Below are 19742 nucleotides of genomic sequence, written 5' to 3' on the forward strand. Positions count from 1 at the left end.
ATTGCGTCAAAAGAAACTTCAATTTCGAATCAAATCGATTTTTGAAGACGGCATAACGCGCTAGGTGAAAGACCTGGCAATTCCTTGATTGACTTTGGTTTCCGTGAGGAAACGTCAAAGTTATAGGGTCAAGTGAATAAGAGCACGTGGTGGATGCCTTGGCAATGATAGGCGACGAAGGACGTGATAGCCTGCGATAAGCTTCGGGGAGCTGGCAAATTAGCTTTGATCCGGAGATTTCCGAATGGGGAAACCCACCGAAAGGTATCGTTATCTGAATACATAGGGTAACGAGGCGAACCGGGTGAACTGAAACATCTCAGTAGCTCGAGGAAAAGACATCAACCGAGATTCCGAAAGTAGTGGCGAGCGAAATCGGAGAAGCCTGTTAGTGATAGCACAAGACATAACGGAACAGCTTGGAAAGGCTGGCCATAGCGGGTGATAGCCCCGTACGTGAAATGACCTGTGTGGTACTGAGCTAACGACAAGTAGGGCGGGACACGAGAAATCCTGTCTGAATATGGGGGGACCATCCTCCAAGGCTAAATACTCATCATTGACCGATAGTGAACTAGTACCGTGAGGGAAAGGCGAAAAGAACCCCGGGAGGGGAGTGAAATAGATCCTGAAACCGCGTGCTTACAAAAAGTAGGAGCCCGCAAGGGTGACTGCGTACCTTTTGTATAATGGGTCAGCGACTTACATTCAGTGGCAAGGTTAACCGAATAGGGAAGCCGTAGAGAAATCGAGTCCGAATAGGGCGATCAGTCGCTGGGTGTAGACCCGAAACCAAGTGATCTATCCATGGCCAGGATGAAGGTGCCGTAACAGGTACTGGAGGTCCGAACCGACTAGTGTTGCAAAACTAGCGGATGAGCTGTGGATAGGGGTGAAAGGCTAAACAAACTTGGAAATAGCTGGTTCTCTCCGAAAACTATTTAGGTAGTGCCTCAAGTATTACCTTCGGGGGTAGAGCACTGTTTTGGCTAGGGGGTCATGGCGACTTACCAAACCAAGGCAAACTCCGAATACCGAAGAGTACAGCTTGGGAGACAGAGCACCGGGTGCTAACGTCCGGACTCAAGAGGGAAACAACCCAGACCGCCAGCTAAGGTCCCTAAAATTGGCTAAGTGGGAAACGAAGTGGGAAGGCTAAAACAGTCAGGATGTTGGCTTAGAAGCAGCCATCATTTAAAGAAAGCGTAATAGCTCACTGATCGAGTCGTCCTGCGCGGAAGATGTAACGGGGCTAAGCCAGTTACCGAAGCTGCGGATTTGCAATTTATTGCAAGTGGTAGGAGAGCGTTCTGTAAGCCTGTGAAGGTGCGTTGTAAAGCGTGCTGGAGGTATCAGAAGTGCGAATGCTGACATGAGTAGCGTTAAAGGGGGTGAAAAGCCCCCTCGCCGTAAGCGCAAGGTTTTCTACGCAACGTTCATCGGCGTAGAGTGAGTCGGCCCCTAAGGCGAGGCAGAGATGCGTAGCTGATGGGAAACAGGTCAATATTCCTGTACCGATTGTTAGTGCGATGTGGGGACGGATCTTAATAGGTCATCCGGGTGTTGGATATCCCGGTTTAGATGGATGTAGGCGTGCATTAGGCAAATCCGGTGCACATATACCGAGGCCATCGATCGAGCCAGCTTGCTGGTGAAGTGATTGAACGAGGTTCCAGGAAAAGCCACTAAGCTTCAGCTAACAACGACCGTACCGCAAACCGACACTGGTGCGCGAGATGAGTATTCTAAGGCGCTTGAGAGAACTCAGGAGAAGGAACTCGGCAAATTGACACCGTAACTTCGGAAGAAGGTGTGCCCTATTAGTGTGAAGCGAGCAGCGGAGCATGAACGGGTTGCAAAAAATCGGTGGCTGCGACTGTTTATTAAAAACACAGCACTCTGCAAACACGAAAGTGGACGTATAGGGTGTGACGCCTGCCCGGTGCTGGAAGATTAAATGATGGGGTGCAAGCTCTTGATTGAAGTCCCAGTAAACGGCGGCCGTAACTATAACGGTCCTAAGGTAGCGAAATTCCTTGTCGGGTAAGTTCCGACCTGCACGAATGGCGTAACGATGGCCACACTGTCTCCTCCTGAGACTCAGCGAAGTTGAAATGTTTGTGATGATGCAATCTCCCCGCGGAAAGACGGAAAGACCCCATGAACCTTTACTGTAGCTTTGTATTGGACTTTGAACAGATCTGTGTAGGATAGGTGGGAGGCTTTGAAGCAGGGTCGCTAGATCTTGTGGAGCCAACGTTGAAATACCACCCTGGTGTGTTTGAGGTTCTAACCTAGGTCCATTATCTGGATCGGGGACAGTGCATGGTAGGCAGTTTGACTGGGGCGGTCTCCTCCCAAAGCGTAACGGAGGAGTTCGAAGGTACGCTAGTTACGGTCGGACATCGTGACGATAGTGCAATGGCATAAGCGTGCTTAACTGCGAGACTGACAAGTCGAGCAGATGCGAAAGCAGGACATAGTGATCCGGTGGTTCTGTATGGAAGGGCCATCGCTCAACGGATAAAAGGTACTCTGGGGATAACAGGCTGATACCGCCCAAGAGTTCATATCGACGGCGGTGTTTGGCACCTCGATGTCGGCTCATCTCATCCTGGGGCTGTAGCCGGTCCCAAGGGTATGGCTGTTCGCCATTTAAAGAGGTACGTGAGCTGGGTTTAAAACGTCGTGAGACAGTTTGGTCCCTATCTTCCGTGGGCGCTGCAGATTTGAGGAAGCCTGCTCCTAGTACGAGAGGACCGGAGTGGACACACCTCTGGTGTATCGGTTGTCACGCCAGTGGCATTGCCGAGTAGCTAAGTGTGGAAGAGATAACCGCTGAAAGCATCTAAGCGGGAAACTCGTTTCAAGATGAGATCTGCCGGGGCCTTGAGCCCCCTGAAGAGTCGTTCAAGACCAGGACGTTGATAGGTCAGGTGTGGAAGCGCAGTAATGCGTTAAGCTAACTGATACTAATTGCTCGTGCGGCTTGACCCTATAACTTTGATCAGTCAGATCAAGGTGTTATGCCAAGTTGACGCATTCAAAACAATTCAGAAAACTGATTCCAAACTCTATGAATTCGTTTGATTGATCGCGTGATCAGTCAGACAACCCTTTATGCCTGATGACCATAGCGAGTTGGTCCCACTCCTTCCCATCCCGAACAGGACAGTGAAACGACTCAGCGCCGATGATAGTGCGGGTTCCCGTGTGAAAGTAGGTCATCGTCAGGCTCTTACAGCCCAGAAACCCCCAGTCGTATACCGGCTGGGGGTTTTTGCTTTGCAGAGCTGAAAACAGAACAGAAACAGAAAACCAGCTAAAGGTTGCGCACGCCTGAGCTATCTACCCCCGCCGCGCCTGCTGCTACTAGCTCCGACAAGAGCTCTCCGGTCGATCTGCTTTATGTGGAAATAAAAAAGCCCGATGGAATCTCCATCGGGCTTTTTACTTTGAAGCAGCCAGCTATCAGGCGGCCAGACGCTGCTCAATCGCAGCTTTCGTCTCCGGCAGTTCCTTCGGCAGATGATGCTCGAGCTGCTTGAACAGCTCAGTATGCAGCTTCAATTCCGCTTCCCAAGCGGCCTTGTCGATGCTCGTCACCGTAGCGAACTGCTCAGCGCTGAAGTTCAAGCCAGTCCAGTTCAGATCCTCATAGCGCGGGCTCACGCCAGTGATGTGGTCGATGCCTTCAGCCTTGTTGCCTTCGACGCGGTCAATCATCCACTTCAGTACGCGCATGTTCTCGCCATAGCCTGGCCAGACGAACTTGCCGTCGGCGCCCTTGCGGAACCAGTTGGTCGTGTAGATCTTCGGTAGCTTCGCGCCCGCAGCTTCGAGCTTCTTACCCAGATTGAGCCAATGCTGGAAGTAGTCGCTCATGTTGTAGCCCATGAACGGCAGCATCGCGAACGGATCGCGGCGCACAACGCCTTGCTGGCCAGCTGCAGCAGCAGTCGTCTCCGAACCCATCGTCGCAGCCATGTAGACGCCTTCGACCCAGTTGCGGGCCTCGGTCACCAGCGGCACGGTCGTCGAACGACGGCCACCGAAGATGAACGCGTCGATTGCCACGCCCTTCGGATCGTCCCAGGCGTCATCCAGCGCGGGGTTGTTCGTGGCAGCCACGGTGAAGCGCGAGTTCGGATGCGCCGCCTTGGCGCCGGTTTCCTTCGCGATCTGCGGCGTCCAATCCTTGCCTTGCCAGTCGGTCAGATGCTCGGGCAGCGTCTTGGTGTCCTGCTCCATGCCTTCCCACCACACGTCGCCGTCGTCGGTCAGCGCCACGTTCGTGAAGATCACGTCGTGATGCAGGCTGTCCATGCAGTTCGGATTGGTCAGCATGTTGGTGCCAGGCGCCACGCCAAAGTAACCCGCCTCAGGGTTGATGGCGTACAGGCGACCGTCCTTGCCAGGCTTGATCCAGGCGATGTCGTCGCCGATGGTCGTGACCTTCCAGCCCTCGAAGCCTGCCGGCGGCACCAGCATCGAGAAATTCGTCTTGCCGCACGCGCTAGGGAAAGCTGCCGCCACGTGATATTTCTTGCCCTCGGGACTGGTCACGCCCAGGATGAGCATGTGCTCCGCCAGCCAGCCTTCGTCGCGGCCCATGTTGGACGCGATGCGCAGCGCAAAGCACTTCTTGCCCAGCAGCGCGTTGCCGCCATAGCCTGAGCCATAGCTCCAGATCTCGCGCGTCTCGGGGTAGTGGACGATGTACTTGGTCTTGTTGCACGGCCAGACCACGTCCTTCTGGCCGGCCTCGAGCGGTGCCCCAACGGTGTGCACGCACGGCACGAACTCGCCGTCAGCGCCCAGCACTTCGTAAACGGCCTTGCCCATGCGGGTCATGATGCGCATGTTGACCGCCACATAGGGCGAGTCAGAGAGCTCGATGCCGATATGCGCGATCGGCGAGCCCAGCGGGCCCATGCTGAACGGCACGACGTACATCGTGCGGCCCTTCATGCAGCCGTCGAACAGCGGCTGAAGGGTCGCGCGCATTTCGGCGGGGGCCATCCAGTTGTTGGTCGGGCCCGCGTTTTCCTTCTGCTCGGAGCAGATGTACGTGCGGTCTTCCACGCGCGCCACGTCGCTCGGATCGGACACCGCGAGGAACGAATTGGGCCGCTTGGCGGGATTGAGCTTCTTGAAGGTACCGGCGTCGACCAGCTGCTGGCAGAGGCGGTCGTACTCTTCCTTGCTTCCGTCGCACCAGTGGATGGCTTCGGGTTTGCACAGCGCGGCCATGTCGGCCACCCAGGCAATCAGCTTTGCGTTCTTGACGTATGAGGGCGCCTGAATGGTGAGGCCCTTCATCGTGGGTGCGTTCATCGGAAAATCTCCTAAGTTGAAAAATCGTCTTTCCGAACGGGACGCCGAGCCAGCTCAGGCACGGAGGTCCGTTTGAGAAAACGTTTCGCTTCGGGAGATTGCGTCAGCGCGGGCCGCACCGCCCGCGGACAAAGGCGCTAACGCCTGTCAGCTTCAGGCCATGAAGACGGCGATGGATGCCAGCAGCAGCATCAGCACGCCGCCAGCCAGTGGAAGCACCAGCGGCATGAGGTGAACGACCGATTCGACGGCGTCGTGTTCGACGGCCGCGCCTTGGCTCGGCTCGACGGGAGTGGGATTGGACATCGGGAAATTCCTCGAATACGCAATTGACAAACTGATGGCATTTTACCGGCGGGGCGCCCGGAGCCGGTCTAGGGGGATGCGAGCCCCTCAATGAGGCCTTCCGGGGTTGATCTTGCAGCTCAATGCTGCTCTTCAGCCTCGAAGCCGGCATCCTTCAGCGCAGCGAGCACGCTGGCCAGATGAGCTCGTCCCCGGGTCTGCAGGACCAGCTCGACATCGACGTTCTGGGCCGCCAGCATGGTGAACGCGCGCTGATGGTGAACCTCGTCGACGTTAGCGCCTGCTTCGGCCACAGTGGCCGTGATATGGGCCAGCGAGCCCGGCACATCGCGCGCGCTCACGCGTATGCGCGCCAGCCGCCCGGCCCGCACCATCCCGCGCTCGATGATGGCCGCCAGCAGCAGCGGATCGATGTTGCCGCCCGACAGCACCAGCCCCACGCGCTTGCCCCTGAAGCGCTCGGGGTGCCGGATCAGCGCCGCCAGCCCGGCGGCCCCCGCACCTTCGACCAGGGTCTTTTCGATCTCGAGCAGCATCAGCACGCCTTGCTCGATGTCGCCCTCGTCCACCAGCAGCAGGTCGTCGACCTTGCTCGCGATGATCTGCTGGGTCAGCACCCCGGGCGTGCCGACCGCGATGCCCTCGGCGATCGTGCTCGTGCCCTGCGCGTGGTGGGTGCCTTTGACGGCATTGACCATCGCCGGAAATCGCGTGGTCTGCACGCCGACGATCTCGATGCTCGGCTTGCGTTCGCGCGCGGCGACCGCCATGCCGGCGATCAGCCCGCCGCCGCCCACGGACACCACCAGCGCGTCGAGATCGGGCACGGCGTCGAGCATCTCCAGCGCCACAGTGCCCTGGCCCGCGATGATCGCTTCGTCGTCGTAGGGATGCACGAAGGTCAGCCCCCCGCGTTGCGCAAGCGCGAAGGCATGGGTTCGCGCCGCTTCCAGCGTGTCGCCGTGAAGCACCACTTCGGCGCCGAAACCGCGAGTGCGTTCGATCTTCACGCCGGGCGTGAAGCGCGGCATCACGATCAGCGCCCGCAGTCCGAGCCGCTGCGCGTGATAGGCCACACCCTGCGCATGGTTGCCGGCAGACATGGCGATCACTCCGCGTGTACCGTTCTCGGAAAGATCCACCAGCTTGTTGCACGCCCCCCGCTCCTTGAACGAGGATGTGAACTGCAGGTTCTCGAATTTCAGGAACACTTGCGCGCCGACGATTTCCGACAGGGTGCGTGACTCCACGCACGGCGTGTTGAGCACCTGACCTTGCAGGCGCGCCGCGGCGCGCTCGATTTCCTGGATTCCGACCATGGCGGGCATTGTGGCTGGAATCGCACCCATCAGGGGTTTTCCCGTTTACTGGTCTTCCCGAAGCCAAAAGTCTGCGTTATGGTCTGTCCGAAATTGTCCTCGTTGGAGGTTGCCTGATGGCCAAGCGTGCGGGTGTCGATGTCGTGGCTGCTGCGGTACGCGGGCAGGCATTGCCGTCGCCCGGACTCAAGGAGGCGCCGGTGCTCGAGCTCATGTGCTCGCACTTCGTGCTGACCCTGGCCGCCAAGCAGGGGCCGCGCTTCAACGTGCGGCGCGACATCAACGGCCTGCTCTCCCTCACGGGCCGTCACCTGGTGTGGCCCGCCGCCGTGCTGCAGCGGCTGCGCGAATTTCTCGGACGTCGCTGCGCGGGCAACGAGGCCTGGAAGGGCGTCGAAGACTTCGATGGCCGCACGCTGCTGGAGCGCCATGGCGTCTGGCGCGGGCCTTATGAGGAAGGCACGCTCTTCTTCTATCTCGACGAATACGCGAAGGACCAGCCCAAGGACCTGCTCTCGGTTCTGGCTGTCACGCGCGACTGGCTCACGCACGCGCTGCGCAAGCAGTCGACGCTCGTCGAGAAGAACATCGATGCCCTCGCGGGCCTGCTTCAACTCAACAAGGCCGAGCGTGCGTTGCTGCTGTACGGCACCCTCGCGCGCTACCAGCGCGACCTGCGCTCGCTGCTGGTCGAATTCAAGGTCAACAACGCCCCCGAGGCGTACGCCGCCATCGCCGACATTGCGGGCGTGAACGCGAGCGACGTGGGCGAGGCGCTGCGCGCGGGCTCGCGGCTGGAGCGCATCGGGCTCGTCGAGAACCTCATCTCCGAGCACAACATCACCGACCTCGCCGACCTGATGAAGGTCAGCGAGAAGCTGCCGCCCGTACTCATGCGCGAGTACCGCGACCACAACGAGCTGATGGCCGTGTTCACGCGGCCCTCGGCCAAGAGCGCGCTCACGCCGCAGGACTTCTCCTTCGTGCAGGAAGACGCGCAGATGCTCGTCACGCTGCTGCGTGCGGCGGTCGCGCGCAAGGAGCCTGGCGTCAACGTGCTGCTTTACGGCCCACCTGGCACCGGCAAGACCGAGCTCGCGAAAGTCGTGGCGCAGGCCGCCGGGCTCGAGCTCTTCGAAGTCGAATACGCAGACCGCGACGGCAATTCGCTGAGCGGCCGCGACCGCTACCGCTCCCTGCAGATCGCGCAGGTGTTCCTCAAGGGCAGCGCGCAGGCCGCGCTGCTGTTCGACGAGGTCGAGGACGTCTTTCCGCCCATCAGCACCGAAGCCGCGCAGTTCATGGCGCGCGCCGAACAGATCCCCGCGCCCACCAGCGGCAGCGTGAGCGGCAAGGCCTGGGTCAACCAGATCCTCGAGGCCAACCCCGTGCCCACGCTGTGGGTCACCAACCGCATCGAGCAGATCGACCCGGCCTTCCGCCGCCGCTTCGCCTACCACCTCGAACTCAAGTCGCCGCCACCCGGCGCGCGCGAGCAGCTGGTGAAGAAGACGCTCGAAGGCGTGGTCGTGTCCGAAGCCTTCACCGCCAAGCTGGCCGAGCGAAAGGGCCTCACGCCCGCGCAGATCCGCACCGCGGTGCGCTTCGCCGGGTTGGCAGGGGCCGAAGGCGCATCGATGGAGACGCTCATCGAGCGCCAGCTTCGCAACGCCGACCTTGCCCTCGGCACTGCCGATACAGGCCGCGGCGAACGCCGCAGCGTCACGACCTACGACCTCGACATGCTCAATGTCGAGACCCGTTTCGAGATCCCGCGCATCGTCGAGGCGCTGAAGGCGCGCGGCCACGGCACGCTGTGCTTCTACGGCGCACCCGGCACCGGCAAGACGGCGCTGGCCGAGCACATCGCCAAGGCGGTGGGCCGCCCGCTCATCGTCAGGCAGGCCAGCGACCTCATGAGCAAGTACGTCGGCGAGACCGAGCAGAACATGGCCGCCATGTTCCGCGAGGCCGAGACCGAAAAGGCCGTGCTGCTGCTCGACGAGGCCGACAGCTTCCTGCAGGACCGCCGCGGCGCGCAGCGCACCTACGAAGTCACCGAGGTCAACGAGATGCTGCAGGGCATGGAGCGCTTCAACGGTGTCTTCGTCTGCACCACCAACCTGCTCGACCGGCTCGACCAGGCGGCGCTGCGGCGCTTCACCTTCAAGATCAAGTTCATGCCGCTCACCGCCGCGCAGCGCGAGCGCATGTTCATCACCGAGGCGCTCGCGGGCGACGCCGAGCTCATGACGGGCGCCATGCGCTCGCGCCTGGCGCAACTGGCCCAGCTGTGCCCGGGGGATTTCGCGGCGGTGAAACGGCAGACCGATATCCTCGCGGCGGAATTCTCCGCGAGCGAGTTCCTGGACCAGCTCGAGGCCGAGCACCGCATCAAGCCCGAAGTGCGCGAATCGCGCGGCATGGGCTTCGTGCAGTAATAGCAGCGGCGGGCACAGCGGCTTGGGCGGCCGCCGCCGCGCAGAACGAAAACATCCGTCCGCCGACGCGGACACGAGGAGGAACGCATGGTGGGCTTTCGCAAGGTCGACGACGCGCGGCGGGCGCCGCAGCAGCGTCCTGGTGCATGGACTGCCGCCGGTGCCGTGCTCGCGGTGGCGATTCTGCTGGCGGGCTGCGGGGGCGGTGGAGGAGGGGGCGGCGGCGGAGGCCTGCCGATCGGCCTGATTCCCGGCACCACGACACCGCCGGCCACGAATCCGGGCACCGGCGACGGCGGCATCGTCGCCTCGGCCACCGTCGCCGGCCTGTGCGCATCGCCACGCAGCGGCATCAACCCCGACACCGGCGGCGCCTATCCCGACCGCAGCGGCACGATCGACAACGAGAAGAGCTGGGTGCGCGGCTGGATCGACGAAACCTACCTCTGGTATGGCGAGGTGCCCACCACACTCAAGGCCGCCGACTACGCCACCCCCATCACCTGGTTCAACGTGCTCAAGACGACGGCCACAACGTCCACGGGCCGCGCCAAGGACCGCTTTCACTTCACCTACGACACCGAGGTCTACCGCCAGCTCACGCAGGGCGGCGTCTCCGCCGGCTACGGCATGGAGACGGCGGCCATACGCAGCTCGCCGCCGCGCGACATCCGCATCGCCTTCGTCGAGCCGAACTCGCCCGCCACCGGCGCGGGCCTGCAGCGCGGCGCGAAGATCCTCAACATCGACGGCGTCGACGTCGTCAACAGCACCGGCACGGCCAACGTCAACGCGATCAACGGGGCCCTGTCGCCCAAGGCCGTCGGCGAAGCCCACACCTTCACATTCGAGGTGGGCGGCGTGGCGCAGTCCCCCGTGAAGCTGACGGCGGCCACGGTCACCAGCACGCCGGTGCAGAACGTGCAGGTCATCGACACCGGCAGCGGCCGCGTGGGCTACCTGCTGTTCAACGACCACATCACAACGTCCGAGGCGCAGCTCATCTCGGCGGTCAACACCTTCAAGCAGGGCGCAGGCATCCAGGACCTGGTGCTCGACATGCGCTACAACGGCGGCGGGCAGCTGCTCATCGCGAGCCGGCTGGCCTACATGATCGCGTCACCGTCGGCGACCGCTGGCAGGACCTTCGAGCAGCTGGTCTTCAACGACAAGAACCCGTTCCGCCTCACGGCCGCGCAGACGCTCACGCCTTTCACCACCACCAGCCGCAGCGGCCAGCCACTGCCGACGCTCGGCCTGTCGCGCGTGACCGTGCTCACCGGCCCCGACACCTGCTCGGCGAGCGAGTCGGTCATCAACAGCCTGCGCGGCGTGGGCGTCACCGTCAACCTCGTGGGCGGCACCACCTGCGGCAAGCCCTACGGCTTCTATCCGCAGGACAACTGCGGCACCACTTACTTCGCGATCCAGTTCAAGGGCGTGAACCAGCAGGGCTACGGCGACTACAGCGATGGCTTCACGCCCAATGCCGGCTGCGCCGTGGCCGACGACTTCAACCACCAGCTCGGCGACAAGGCCGAGGCGCGGCTCGCCGCGGCGCTCGCGCTGCGCAGTTCGGGTTCCTGCCCCGTCTCCACCAAGACCGCCGTCGAAGGCCTGGAGAAGGCGGCCGAGCCGCAGGCGGAGCAGCCCTATCTGCCAGGCCGTTCGCCGCTGCGCGAGAACCGGCTGATCGGCCTGCCCGACCCGGCCTGAACTGCCTGGGCTCCCCTGAGAGCCGGCTCCGGCTCTTCTTCGGGCTCGCGGAAAACCCCTAGCGCCGGCGCTTGCCACCCCCGTCGCTCGCGCCGTAGAGTGGGTTAAACGTTTGCGCAAAGCTTTGCGCAAACGTTTGTATCTCAGGCAGGCACGACTTGCCCGGCCTGAGAACCAACTTCCTAGTACCAGGAGAGAGAAGATGCGCAAATGGATCGGGGCGATGTTCATCGCCGTCATCACGGTGTTGGCGGGCTGCGGAGGCGGTGGCGATGGGGGCGGCGGAGGGATCGGCCTCGGTCCGGGCTGGGGCGGCGGTGGCGGCGGATCGGGCGGCGGCGCCGGCCCGCAGAAGATCATCATCGACAGCGACTACAACACCATGAGCGACGACGGCCAGCTCGGCGTCATGGCCGCGCAGCTGCAGGCCGACGGCAAGGTCCAGGTCATGGGCATCAGCGTGGTCTCGGGCAACCAGTGGCTGAAGCAGGGCGTGGCCGACGCGCTGATGTCGGTGGAGCGCCTGGGCGTGGGTGACCGCATCGGCATCTACTCGGGCGCGAACTACGCGCTGAACCACACTTACGCCAACGTCGAGGCCGAGATGGCCGCCGGTGCCGGCGGCGACGGCTACCTCGGCGCCTGGGGAGGCCCCGAGCCCAAGACCGACGCCGATCTCAAGCCCTCGCCCGACGGCTTCGCGAAACGCACGGTGGTGCAGCGCAAGACCGCGGTCGACTTCATCGTCGACACCGTGAAGGCCAACCCCGGCGAGATCACCATCCTGGCCATCGGCCCGCTCACCAACATCGCGCTCGCGGTGAAGCAGAACCCCGAGATCGTGCCGCTCATCAAGAAGATCATCTACATGGGCGGCGCCGTCGACGTGCCGGGCAACACCACCAATGCCGCCGAGTTCAACTGGTGGTTCGACCCCGACGCCGCGCAGTTCGTGGTGCGACTGCCGATCCCGCAAGTGGTGGTGCCGCTGGACGTGACCGACACCGTGTTCCTCACCAAGCCCATCTACGACCGCATCGCGCACCCGGCCAAGCCCACGGCCGTGACCGACGTGTTCCAGAAGCTCAACGGCTACGGCTTCGACGGCAAGAACGGCTTCGAGACCAACCCGAACTACACGCAGAACATCTGGGACACGCTCACGCTGGCCTACCTGATCGACCCGAGCTTCGCCACGCAGACGGTGGACCGCTATGTCGACGTGATCGCCAAGCCGGGCGCCGCCGACAACGGCCGCTCGATCGGCTACTCCTCGCAGCCCGCGGGCGCGACGCTGCAGAAGATGACGGTGGTGAAGAAGTTCGACAACGCACGCTTCTTCGAGCTGTACGTCGACCTGCTCACGCGGCCGGTGCCCGTCACGCTGCCCGCCGCGGCGAACTGACAGGGCGTCAGCCAGGCATCAGAACGCCTCGCAGACGCGCAGCACCTCGCTGCCGTAGGCCTCGAGCTTCTTGGTGCCGATGCCGCTGATGCCCTGCAGGTCTTCCAGCGTCGCGGGCGCGCGCTCGGCGATGGCCGCGAGCGTGGCGTCGTGGAAGATCACGTAGGCCGGCAGGTTGTGTTCCTTCGCGACCTCGGCGCGCCAGGCTTTCAGCGCGTCGAAGCGCTTCCTGCCCATGTCGTCGAGCTTGGCCGCGGCCGGCGGCGGCGCGCCCTTGGCGGTTTTCTCGCGCCGGGGCTTGCGCTCCGCCGGTGACGACACCGATTCGCGCAGCGTCACCTGCGTCTCGCCCCTGAGCACCGAGCGCGAGCCTTCGGTGAGCTTCAGCGTGTTGAAGGCTTCCGCGTCCACCGCCAGCGCGCCGGTGGCGATCAGCTGGCGCAGCACGCCGCGCAGCGCCACCTCGCTGAACTCGGCGCCGATGCCGAAGGTGCTGATGCGTTCGTGGCCGAACTGTTTGACCTTCTCGGTGCTCTTGCCGCGCAGGATGTCCATGATGTGCCCGGCGCCGAAGCTGATGCCGCTCAGTTGCTGCACGCGGTAGATGGTGCTCAGCAGCTTGCGCGCGGCATCGGTGCCGTCCCACACCTGCGGCGGGTTCAGGCAGTTGTCGCAGTTGCCGCAGGGCGTGCTCTTCTCGCCGAAGTAGCCCAGGAGGCGCACGCGCCGGCAGTCGCTGGCCTCGGCCAGCGAGAGCAGGGCGTCGAGCTTGCCGCGCATCACCTGCTTGAATTCTTCGCCGGCGGGGCTCTCGTCGATCATGCGCCGCTGGTTGACCACGTCCTGCAGGCCGTAGGCCATCCAGGCGTCGGCGGGGCCGCCGTCGCGGCCGGCGCGGCCGGTTTCCTGGTAGTAGCCCTCGATGTTCTTGGGCATGTCGAGGTGGCCGACGAAGCGCACGTCGGGCTTGTCGATGCCCATGCCGAAGGCGATGGTCGCGACCATCACGATGCCTTCCTCGCGCAGGAAGCGGTCCTGGTGCTGCTGGCGCACCGCGGCGTCGAGGCCCGCGTGATAAGGCAGGGCGTTGATGCCCGCGTCGCGCAGCTGCACCGCCACGTCTTCCACCCGCTTGCGCGACTGGCAATAGACCACGCCGGCGTCGCCCTCGTGCTCGCGCTCGATGAAGCGCAGCAGCTGCGTGGTGGCGTCCTTCTTCTCGACGATGGTGTAACGGATGTTCGGCCGGTCGAAGCTGGAGACGAACTGCCGCGCGTCTTCCAGCTGCAGCCGCTCGACGATGTCGGCGCGCGTGAGCGCGTCGGCCGTGGCCGTGAGCGCGATGCGCGGCACGCCGGCGTAGCGCTCGTGCAGCACGGTGAGGGCGCGGTACTCGGGGCGGAAGTCGTGGCCCCACTGGCTCACGCAATGCGCCTCGTCGATGGCGAAGAGCGAGAGCTTGCCGCGCTCCTTCAGCGAATCGAGCTGCGAGAGAAAGCGCGGCGTGTTCACGCGCTCGGGCGCCGCGTACAGCAGGGTGATCTCGCCGCGCAGCATGCGGCGCTCCACGTCCTGCGTCTCTTCCCAGTCGAGCGTGGAATTGAGGAAGGCCGCGCTCACGCCGGCCTCGTGCAGCGCGCCCACCTGGTCGTGCATCAGCGCGATGAGCGGCGACACCACGATCGCCACGCCGCGCCCCGCGCGCTGCCGGGCGATGGCCGGGATCTGGTAGCACAGCGACTTGCCGCCGCCCGTGGGCATCAGCACCAGCGCGTCGCCGCCGCCCACCACGTGATCGACGATGTCTTGCTGGGCCCCCCGGAACTGCGCGTAGCCGAAGACCTCGTGGAGGATGTCGGAAGGGGCGCTGCTGCCGGAGATGTCGATGGGTTGGGGGGCGAGGGAAGACACAGGCGGCGGGCGGGGGAGGTCGGAAAGGGGAGGAAGAGAGCGGCCGTCGATTGTCCCCCAGCGCCGTGGATATGACTGTGGCACGAGGTTTGCAATGGTTGCCGCCGTCCTGCGCCCTTCTTGTCTAGACAGCAAAAAGGTGCATTTCCCAAGCAAATGCACCAGAAATGACCTTTCGGGTTATCCTGTATATACAAGTTGGGGCGCCTGGCAACAATGCGAGGCGTGCGTTACCCGGCCATCGGGCCCGCCGCCGAGCTTTTTTCCCCTCAAGAACAGACCCAGGAGTACCCATGGTCAAGACGGTAGTTGTGAAGTTCGCCTCGCTGGTTGCAGCGGGCGCATGTGCGGCAGGCATGGCCGGAACGGCCGCCGCCCAGGATCTGACGAAGATCTCGCTCGGCATGTCGGGCTGGACCGGCTTCGCGCCGCTCTCGCTGGCGGACAAGGCCGGCATCTTCAAGAAGAACGGCCTGGACGTCGAACTCAAGATGATCCCGCAGAAGGACCGCCACCTCGCGCTGGCCTCCGGCGCCATCCAGTGCGCGGCCACCACCGTCGAGACGCACGTGGCCTGGAACGCCAACGGCGTGCCCATCGTGCAGATCTTCCAGATGGACAAGTCCTACGGCGCCGACGGCCTCGCAGTGCGCGGCGACGTCACCAAGTTCTCCGACCTCAAGGGCAAGACCATCGGCGTCGACGCGCCCGGCACCGCGCCCTACTTCGGCCTGGCCTGGATGCTCAGCAAGAACGGCATGTCGCTGAAGGACGTGAAGACCACCACGCTGTCGCCGCAGGCCTCGGCCCAGGCCTTCGTGGCCGGCCAGAACGACGCCGCGATGACCTACGAGCCCTACCTCTCCACCGTGCGTGCCAACCCCTCCGCCGGCAAGATCCTCGCCACCACGCTCGACTACCCGATGGTGATGGACACCGTCGGCTGCGCGCCCACCTGGCTCAAGGCCAACGCCAAGGCCGCCGCCGCGCTCACCAAGTCGTACTTCGACGCGCTCGACATGATCAAGGCCGAGCCCGAGAAGTCGAACGAGCTCATGGGCTCCGCCGTGAAGCAGAGCGGCGAGCAGTTCGCCAAGTCGTCGGCCTTCCTGCGCTGGCAGGACAAGGCGGCCAACCAGAAGTTCTTCGCGGGCGAGCTCACCAGCTTCATGAAGGAAGCCGCGCCCATCCTTCTGGAAGCCGGCGTGATCCGCAAGGCGCCCGAGGACTTCTCGGTCACCTTCGATGCAAGCTTCGTCAAGTAAGAACATGTCGCAGATGCCTTCCGCATCGGTGGTCGCGGCGCCTGCGCCGCAGCAGGCCGCCAGGGCCGCGGCGCTGGTCGTCGCCCCCGCGCGGCGCCGCGCGCTCGCGCCGCTCGAGCCCATCGGCACGCGCGCCCGCGTGCTGCTGGGGCTCGCGTTCTTCGTCGTCTTCGTGCTCGTGTGGGCCGTCGCCACGCTCGGCGGCTTCGTGCCGCCGACCTTCCTCGCGAGCCCGCCGACCATGGTCAAGGAAGGCTGGCTGCTCTTCACCGAGTACGGCTTCATCGGCGACATCGGCATGACCGTGTGGCGCGTGTTCGGCGGCTTCCTGCTGGCGGCCGTGTTCGCGGTGCCGCTGGGCATCGCCATGGGCACCTGGAAGGCCGTGGAAGCCTTTTTCGAGCCCTTCGTCTCGTTCTGCCGCTACCTGCCGGCCTCGGCCTTCATTCCGCTGCTCATCCTGTGGGCGGGCCTGGGCGAGATGCAGAAGCTGCTGGTGATCTTCATCGGCTCCTTCTTCCAGATCGTGCTGATGGTGGCCGTCACCGTGGGCGGCGCGCGGCGCGACCTCGTGGAGGCCGCCTACACGCTGGGTGCCAACAGCCGCGGCATCGTGGCGCGCGTGCTCATTCCGGGCGCGGCGCCCGGCATCGCCGAAACGCTGCGCCTCGTGCTCGGCTGGGCATGGACCTACGTGATCGTGGCGGAGCTGATCGGCTCGTCCTCGGGCATCGGCCACATGATCACCGACAGCCAGGCGCTCCTGAACACCGGCCAGATCATCTTCGGGATCATCGTGATCGGCGTCATCGGCCTGCTGTCCGACTTCGCCTTCAAGGCAATCAACCGCCGCTTGTTTGCATGGGCCGCACTGTGATGTCGCTGAACCAACTTTCCATCCAGGGCGTCTCGCGCGTCTTCACCGGCACCAAGGGCCAGCGCACGCAGGCGCTGCAGCCGATCGACTTCGAGGTGAAGGAGAACGACTTCGTCACCATCCTCGGCCCCTCGGGCTGCGGCAAGTCGACGCTGTTGCGCATCGTGGCGGGGCTCGACTTCCCGACCACCGGGCAGGTGCTGCTCGACGGCGAGCGCATCGAAGGCCCGGGCGCCGACCGCGGCGTGGTGTTCCAGAGCTACACGCTCTTTCCGTGGCTCACGGTGGCGCAGAACATCCGCTTCGGCCTGCGCGAGCGCGGCATGAGCGAGGCCGACCAGAAGGAGCGCAGCGAGTTCTTCATCGCCAAGGTCGGCCTGCGCGGCTTCGAGAACCACTTCCCGAAGCAGCTCTCCGGCGGCATGCAGCAGCGCACGGCGATCGCGCGCGCTCTCGCCAACGACCCCAAGATGCTGCTGCTCGACGAACCCTTCGGTGCGCTCGACAACCAGACCCGCGTGCTCATGCAGGAGCTGCTGCTGGGCATCTGGGAGTCGGCGCAGAAGACGGTGCTGTTCGTCACGCACGACATCGACGAGGCGATCTTCATGGCCAATCGCGTGGCGGTGTTCAGCGCACGGCCCGGTCGCATCAAGACCGAGATCGCGGTCGACTTCCCGCACCCGCGCAGCTACACCATCAAGACCTCGCCGGAGTTCATGGAAATCAAGGCACGCCTGACTGAAGAGATCCGCGCCGAATCGATGGCCGCGGCGGAGCATTGACCGAAGACACGATGAAACGCGACCTGCCGACCCTCGCGCTCTACGCGCAAGTCATGGATCACATCTCCCGCAAGATCCAGGACGGGACGTGGCCGCCCGGCCACCGCCTGCCGTCGGAGCACGAGCTGGTCGCGCAGTTCGGCATGGCGCGCATGACGGTGAATCGCGCGCTGCGCGAGCTGGTGGAGCAGGGCCGCATCGTGCGCGTGGCGGGCGTCGGCAGTTTCGTGGCGGAGAACAAGCCGCAGTCCACGCTGCTGCAGATCGCCAACATCGCCAGCGAGATCCGCCAGCGCGGGCACGACTACCGCTGCGAGATGATCGCGGTCGAGCGCCTCGCCGCCTCGCCCGACGTGGCCGCATGGCTCGACAAGCGCGCCGGCGACTCGGTGTTCCACAGCGTGTGCCTGCACCTGGAGAACGGCACGCCGGTGCAGCTCGAGGAGCGCTTCGTTAATCCGCAGGTGGTGCCCGACTACCTCGAGCAGGATTTCGGCGCGACGCCGCCCAGCGAGTACCTGGTGCGCAACGTGCCCTTCGACCAGATCGAGCACGTGGTCGACGCCGTGCTGCCCAACGCCGAGCAGGCCGAGCGGCTCGCGATGACGCCCACCGACCCCTGCCTGCTGCTCACGCGCCGCACCTGGTCGCGCAACGTCCCCGTGACCTGGGTGCGCTGCCTGCATCCCGCTTCCCGCTACAGCCTGGGCAGCCGCTTCAAAGCCGACGGCAACCCGAGCTTCGGCTGATTTTTCGTCCTCAGAGACCTCCGATTTCACTCGCAACTACTTGTATAGACAGGTTCACATGCCAAGCAAACACACCGCCCATCCAGATGCCACCCTGACCCTCGTGCCCGGCAAGGTCGACCTCGCGACGCTGCGTCGCATCCAGGCCGGCGGCGTGCGGCTCGCGCTCGACGCGTCGGTGCGCGAAGGCATGCAGCGCGCCGAAGCCGCCGTGCGCCACATCGTCGAGAACGACCAGGTCGTCTACGGCATCAACACCGGCTTCGGCAAGCTCGCCAGCACGCGCATCGGCAACGACCACCTCGCCGAGCTGCAGCGCAACCTGGTGCTCTCGCACAGCGTGGGCACGGGCGAGCCGCTGGCCGCGCCCGTCGTGCGCATGATCCTCGCGACCAAGGCGGTGAGCCTGGCGCGCGGGCACTCGGGCGTGCGACCCGCGCTGGCCGACGCGTTGCTGGCGCTGTTCAACGCAGGTGTCACGCCGAGCATCCCGTGCAAGGGCTCGGTCGGCGCTTCCGGCGACCTCGCGCCGCTCGCGCACATGGCCTGCGTGCTGATCGGCGAAGGACAGGCGACGCTGGCCGACGGCAAGGTCGTCGGCGGTGCCGAGGCGATGCGCAGCATCGGCCTCGAACCCTTCGTGCTCGGCCCCAAGGAAGGCCTCGCGCTGCTGAACGGCACGCAGGTTTCGACCGCGCTCGCGCTGGCGGGTCTCTTCGGAGCGGAAGACGTGTTCGCCTCGGCCCTGATGTCGGGCGCGCTCTCGCTCGAAGCCATCCAGGGCTCCATCAAGCCCTTCGACGCGCGCATCCACGCCGCACGCGGCCAGCCCGGCCAGATCGCGGTGGCAGGCGCCGTGCGCACGCTGCTCGAAGGCAGCGAGATCGTTCCCTCGCACGCCGACTGCGGCCGCGTGCAGGACCCTTACTCGGTGCGCTGCATCCCGCAGGTGATGGGCGCCTGCCTCGACAACCTCGCGCACGCCGCGCGCGTGCTGGTCATCGAGGCCAATGCCGCATCGGACAACCCGCTGGTCTTCACGGACACGGGCGAAGTCATCTCGGGCGGCAACTTCCACGCCGAGCCCGTCGCCTTCGCGGCCGACATCGTGGCGCTGGCCGTGAGCGAAGTGGGTGCGATCTCCGAGCGCCGCCTCGCGCTGCTGCTCGACAGCGGCCTGTCGGGCCTGCCGCCATTCCTCGTGCGCGACGGCGGCCTCAACTCCGGCTTCATGATCGCGCAGGTCACGGCCGCGGCGCTCGCTTCGGAGAACAAGTCGCTCGCGCACCCCGCCAGCGTCGACAGCCTGCCGACTTCCGCCAACCAGGAAGACCACGTGTCGATGGCCACCTTCGCGGGCCGCCGCCTGGCCGACATGGTCAACAACACGGCAGTCGTCGTCGGCATCGAAGCCATGGCCGCCGCACAAGGCATCGAACTCAAGCGCAAGCTGAAAAGCTCGCCGCTGGTCGAGGCCGAATTCGCCGGCATCCGCCAGAAGGTCGCCTTCCTCGAGACCGACCGCTACCTCGCTCCCGACATCGAAGCCATGCGCCTGTGGGCGCTGAAGGCCGAGCTGCCGGCCGCCCTGCTCGACATCCTGCCCAGTCACTCGTAAAACACACCCCGAT

At 64.3% G+C, this 19742-nt stretch carries 12 protein-coding genes and 2 rRNA genes; 10 read left to right on the forward strand and 4 right to left on the reverse strand.

Going from position 1 to position 19742, the window contains the following annotated elements; all coding sequences use genetic code 11:
* The first annotated feature begins 126 nt into the window (after positions 1-126).
* Together SFB74_RS01135 and rrf are read left to right on the forward strand one after the other, a co-directional pair.
* Positions 127-2997: ribosomal RNA gene (locus SFB74_RS01135) — 23S ribosomal RNA — on the forward strand.
* Between the two features lie 126 nt (positions 2998-3123).
* Positions 3124-3236 (forward strand): 5S ribosomal RNA (gene rrf / locus SFB74_RS01140).
* A 235-nt stretch (positions 3237-3471) separates the two neighbouring features.
* Here the strand turns inward: rrf and SFB74_RS01145 are convergent.
* The 3 genes from SFB74_RS01145 to SFB74_RS01155 form a co-directional block, all read right to left on the reverse strand.
* On the reverse strand, positions 3472-5337 hold the full coding sequence (locus tag SFB74_RS01145; RefSeq protein WP_432728832.1) for a phosphoenolpyruvate carboxykinase (GTP): 1866 nt from the start codon (positions 5335-5337) through the stop codon (positions 3472-3474).
* Positions 5338-5490: 153 nt separating this feature from the next.
* Positions 5491-5643, reverse strand: a complete 153-nt coding sequence (locus SFB74_RS01150) for a hypothetical protein (protein WP_170217208.1) — start codon at positions 5641-5643, stop codon at positions 5491-5493.
* Between the two features lie 119 nt (positions 5644-5762).
* A complete protein-coding gene (locus SFB74_RS01155) occupies positions 5763-6962 on the reverse strand; it encodes a threonine ammonia-lyase (RefSeq protein ID WP_432731856.1) in 1200 nt (399 codons plus the stop codon).
* Positions 6963-7078: 116 nt separating this feature from the next.
* Here SFB74_RS01155 and SFB74_RS01160 point away from each other — a divergent pair, with 116 nt between their 5' ends.
* From SFB74_RS01160 to SFB74_RS01170, 3 genes are all read left to right on the forward strand, one after another.
* Positions 7079-9403 (forward strand): ATP-binding protein, encoded by a 2325-nt coding sequence (locus SFB74_RS01160; RefSeq protein ID WP_432728833.1) that lies wholly within the window; start codon positions 7079-7081, stop codon positions 9401-9403.
* Positions 9404-9490: 87 nt separating this feature from the next.
* Positions 9491-11119 (forward strand): S41 family peptidase, encoded by a 1629-nt coding sequence (locus SFB74_RS01165; protein ID WP_432728834.1) that lies wholly within the window; start codon positions 9491-9493, stop codon positions 11117-11119.
* A 202-nt stretch (positions 11120-11321) separates the two neighbouring features.
* Complete coding sequence (locus SFB74_RS01170) at positions 11322-12524, forward strand: nucleoside hydrolase (RefSeq protein WP_432728835.1); 1203 nt, start codon at positions 11322-11324, stop codon at positions 12522-12524.
* A gap of 18 nt (positions 12525-12542) precedes the next feature.
* Here the strand turns inward: SFB74_RS01170 and recQ are convergent, their stop codons facing one another.
* Complete coding sequence (gene recQ / locus SFB74_RS01175) at positions 12543-14435, reverse strand: DNA helicase RecQ (RefSeq protein ID WP_432728836.1); 1893 nt, start codon at positions 14433-14435, stop codon at positions 12543-12545.
* Between the two features lie 293 nt (positions 14436-14728).
* Between recQ and SFB74_RS01180 the strand changes: the two genes are divergently transcribed.
* The 5 genes from SFB74_RS01180 to hutH are packed head-to-tail and all read left to right on the forward strand — an operon-like array spanning position 14729 to position 19729.
* Entirely contained in the window at positions 14729-15700 is a 972-nt protein-coding gene (locus tag SFB74_RS01180; RefSeq protein WP_432728837.1) for an ABC transporter substrate-binding protein, read from the forward strand.
* Positions 15701-15704: 4 nt separating this feature from the next.
* Positions 15705-16577 (forward strand): ABC transporter permease, encoded by an 873-nt coding sequence (locus tag SFB74_RS01185; RefSeq protein WP_432728838.1) that lies wholly within the window; start codon positions 15705-15707, stop codon positions 16575-16577.
* Positions 16562-17362, forward strand: a complete 801-nt coding sequence (locus SFB74_RS01190; RefSeq protein WP_432728839.1) for an ABC transporter ATP-binding protein — start codon at positions 16562-16564, stop codon at positions 17360-17362. Before SFB74_RS01185 ends, SFB74_RS01190 begins: the two co-directional genes overlap by 16 nt.
* A gap of 11 nt (positions 17363-17373) precedes the next feature.
* Positions 17374-18111, forward strand: a complete 738-nt coding sequence (gene hutC / locus SFB74_RS01195; RefSeq protein ID WP_432728840.1) for a histidine utilization repressor — start codon at positions 17374-17376, stop codon at positions 18109-18111.
* A 58-nt stretch (positions 18112-18169) separates the two neighbouring features.
* Positions 18170-19729: a histidine ammonia-lyase gene (gene hutH / locus SFB74_RS01200; protein WP_432728841.1), complete on the forward strand. Its 1560-nt coding sequence runs from the start codon at positions 18170-18172 to the stop codon at positions 19727-19729.
* The last annotated feature ends 13 nt before the right edge of the window (positions 19730-19742 follow it).

The sequence above is a fragment of the Variovorax xiamenensis genome (assembly GCF_050916385.1).
In the GTDB taxonomy this organism is placed as follows: domain Bacteria; phylum Pseudomonadota; class Gammaproteobacteria; order Burkholderiales; family Burkholderiaceae_C; genus Variovorax.

Bases quoted from the DNA above. Each gene is read 5' to 3' on its own strand.
- SFB74_RS01145 (WP_432728832.1), bottom strand. From the start codon at position 5,337: ATGAACGCACCCACGATGAAGGGCCTCACCATTCAGGCGCCCTCATAC.
- SFB74_RS01150 (WP_170217208.1), bottom strand. From the start codon at position 5,643: ATGTCCAATCCCACTCCCGTCGAGCCGAGCCAAGGCGCGGCCGTCGAA.
- SFB74_RS01155 (WP_432731856.1), bottom strand. From the start codon at position 6,962: ATGGTCGGAATCCAGGAAATCGAGCGCGCCGCGGCGCGCCTGCAAGGT.
- SFB74_RS01160 (WP_432728833.1), top strand. From the start codon at position 7,079: ATGGCCAAGCGTGCGGGTGTCGATGTCGTGGCTGCTGCGGTACGCGGG.
- SFB74_RS01165 (WP_432728834.1), top strand. From the start codon at position 9,491: ATGGTGGGCTTTCGCAAGGTCGACGACGCGCGGCGGGCGCCGCAGCAG.
- SFB74_RS01170 (WP_432728835.1), top strand. From the start codon at position 11,322: ATGCGCAAATGGATCGGGGCGATGTTCATCGCCGTCATCACGGTGTTG.
- SFB74_RS01180 (WP_432728837.1), top strand. From the start codon at position 14,729: ATGGTCAAGACGGTAGTTGTGAAGTTCGCCTCGCTGGTTGCAGCGGGC.
- SFB74_RS01185 (WP_432728838.1), top strand. From the start codon at position 15,705: ATGTCGCAGATGCCTTCCGCATCGGTGGTCGCGGCGCCTGCGCCGCAG.
- SFB74_RS01190 (WP_432728839.1), top strand. From the start codon at position 16,562: ATGGGCCGCACTGTGATGTCGCTGAACCAACTTTCCATCCAGGGCGTC.
- hutC (WP_432728840.1), top strand. From the start codon at position 17,374: ATGAAACGCGACCTGCCGACCCTCGCGCTCTACGCGCAAGTCATGGAT.
- hutH (WP_432728841.1), top strand. From the start codon at position 18,170: ATGCCAAGCAAACACACCGCCCATCCAGATGCCACCCTGACCCTCGTG.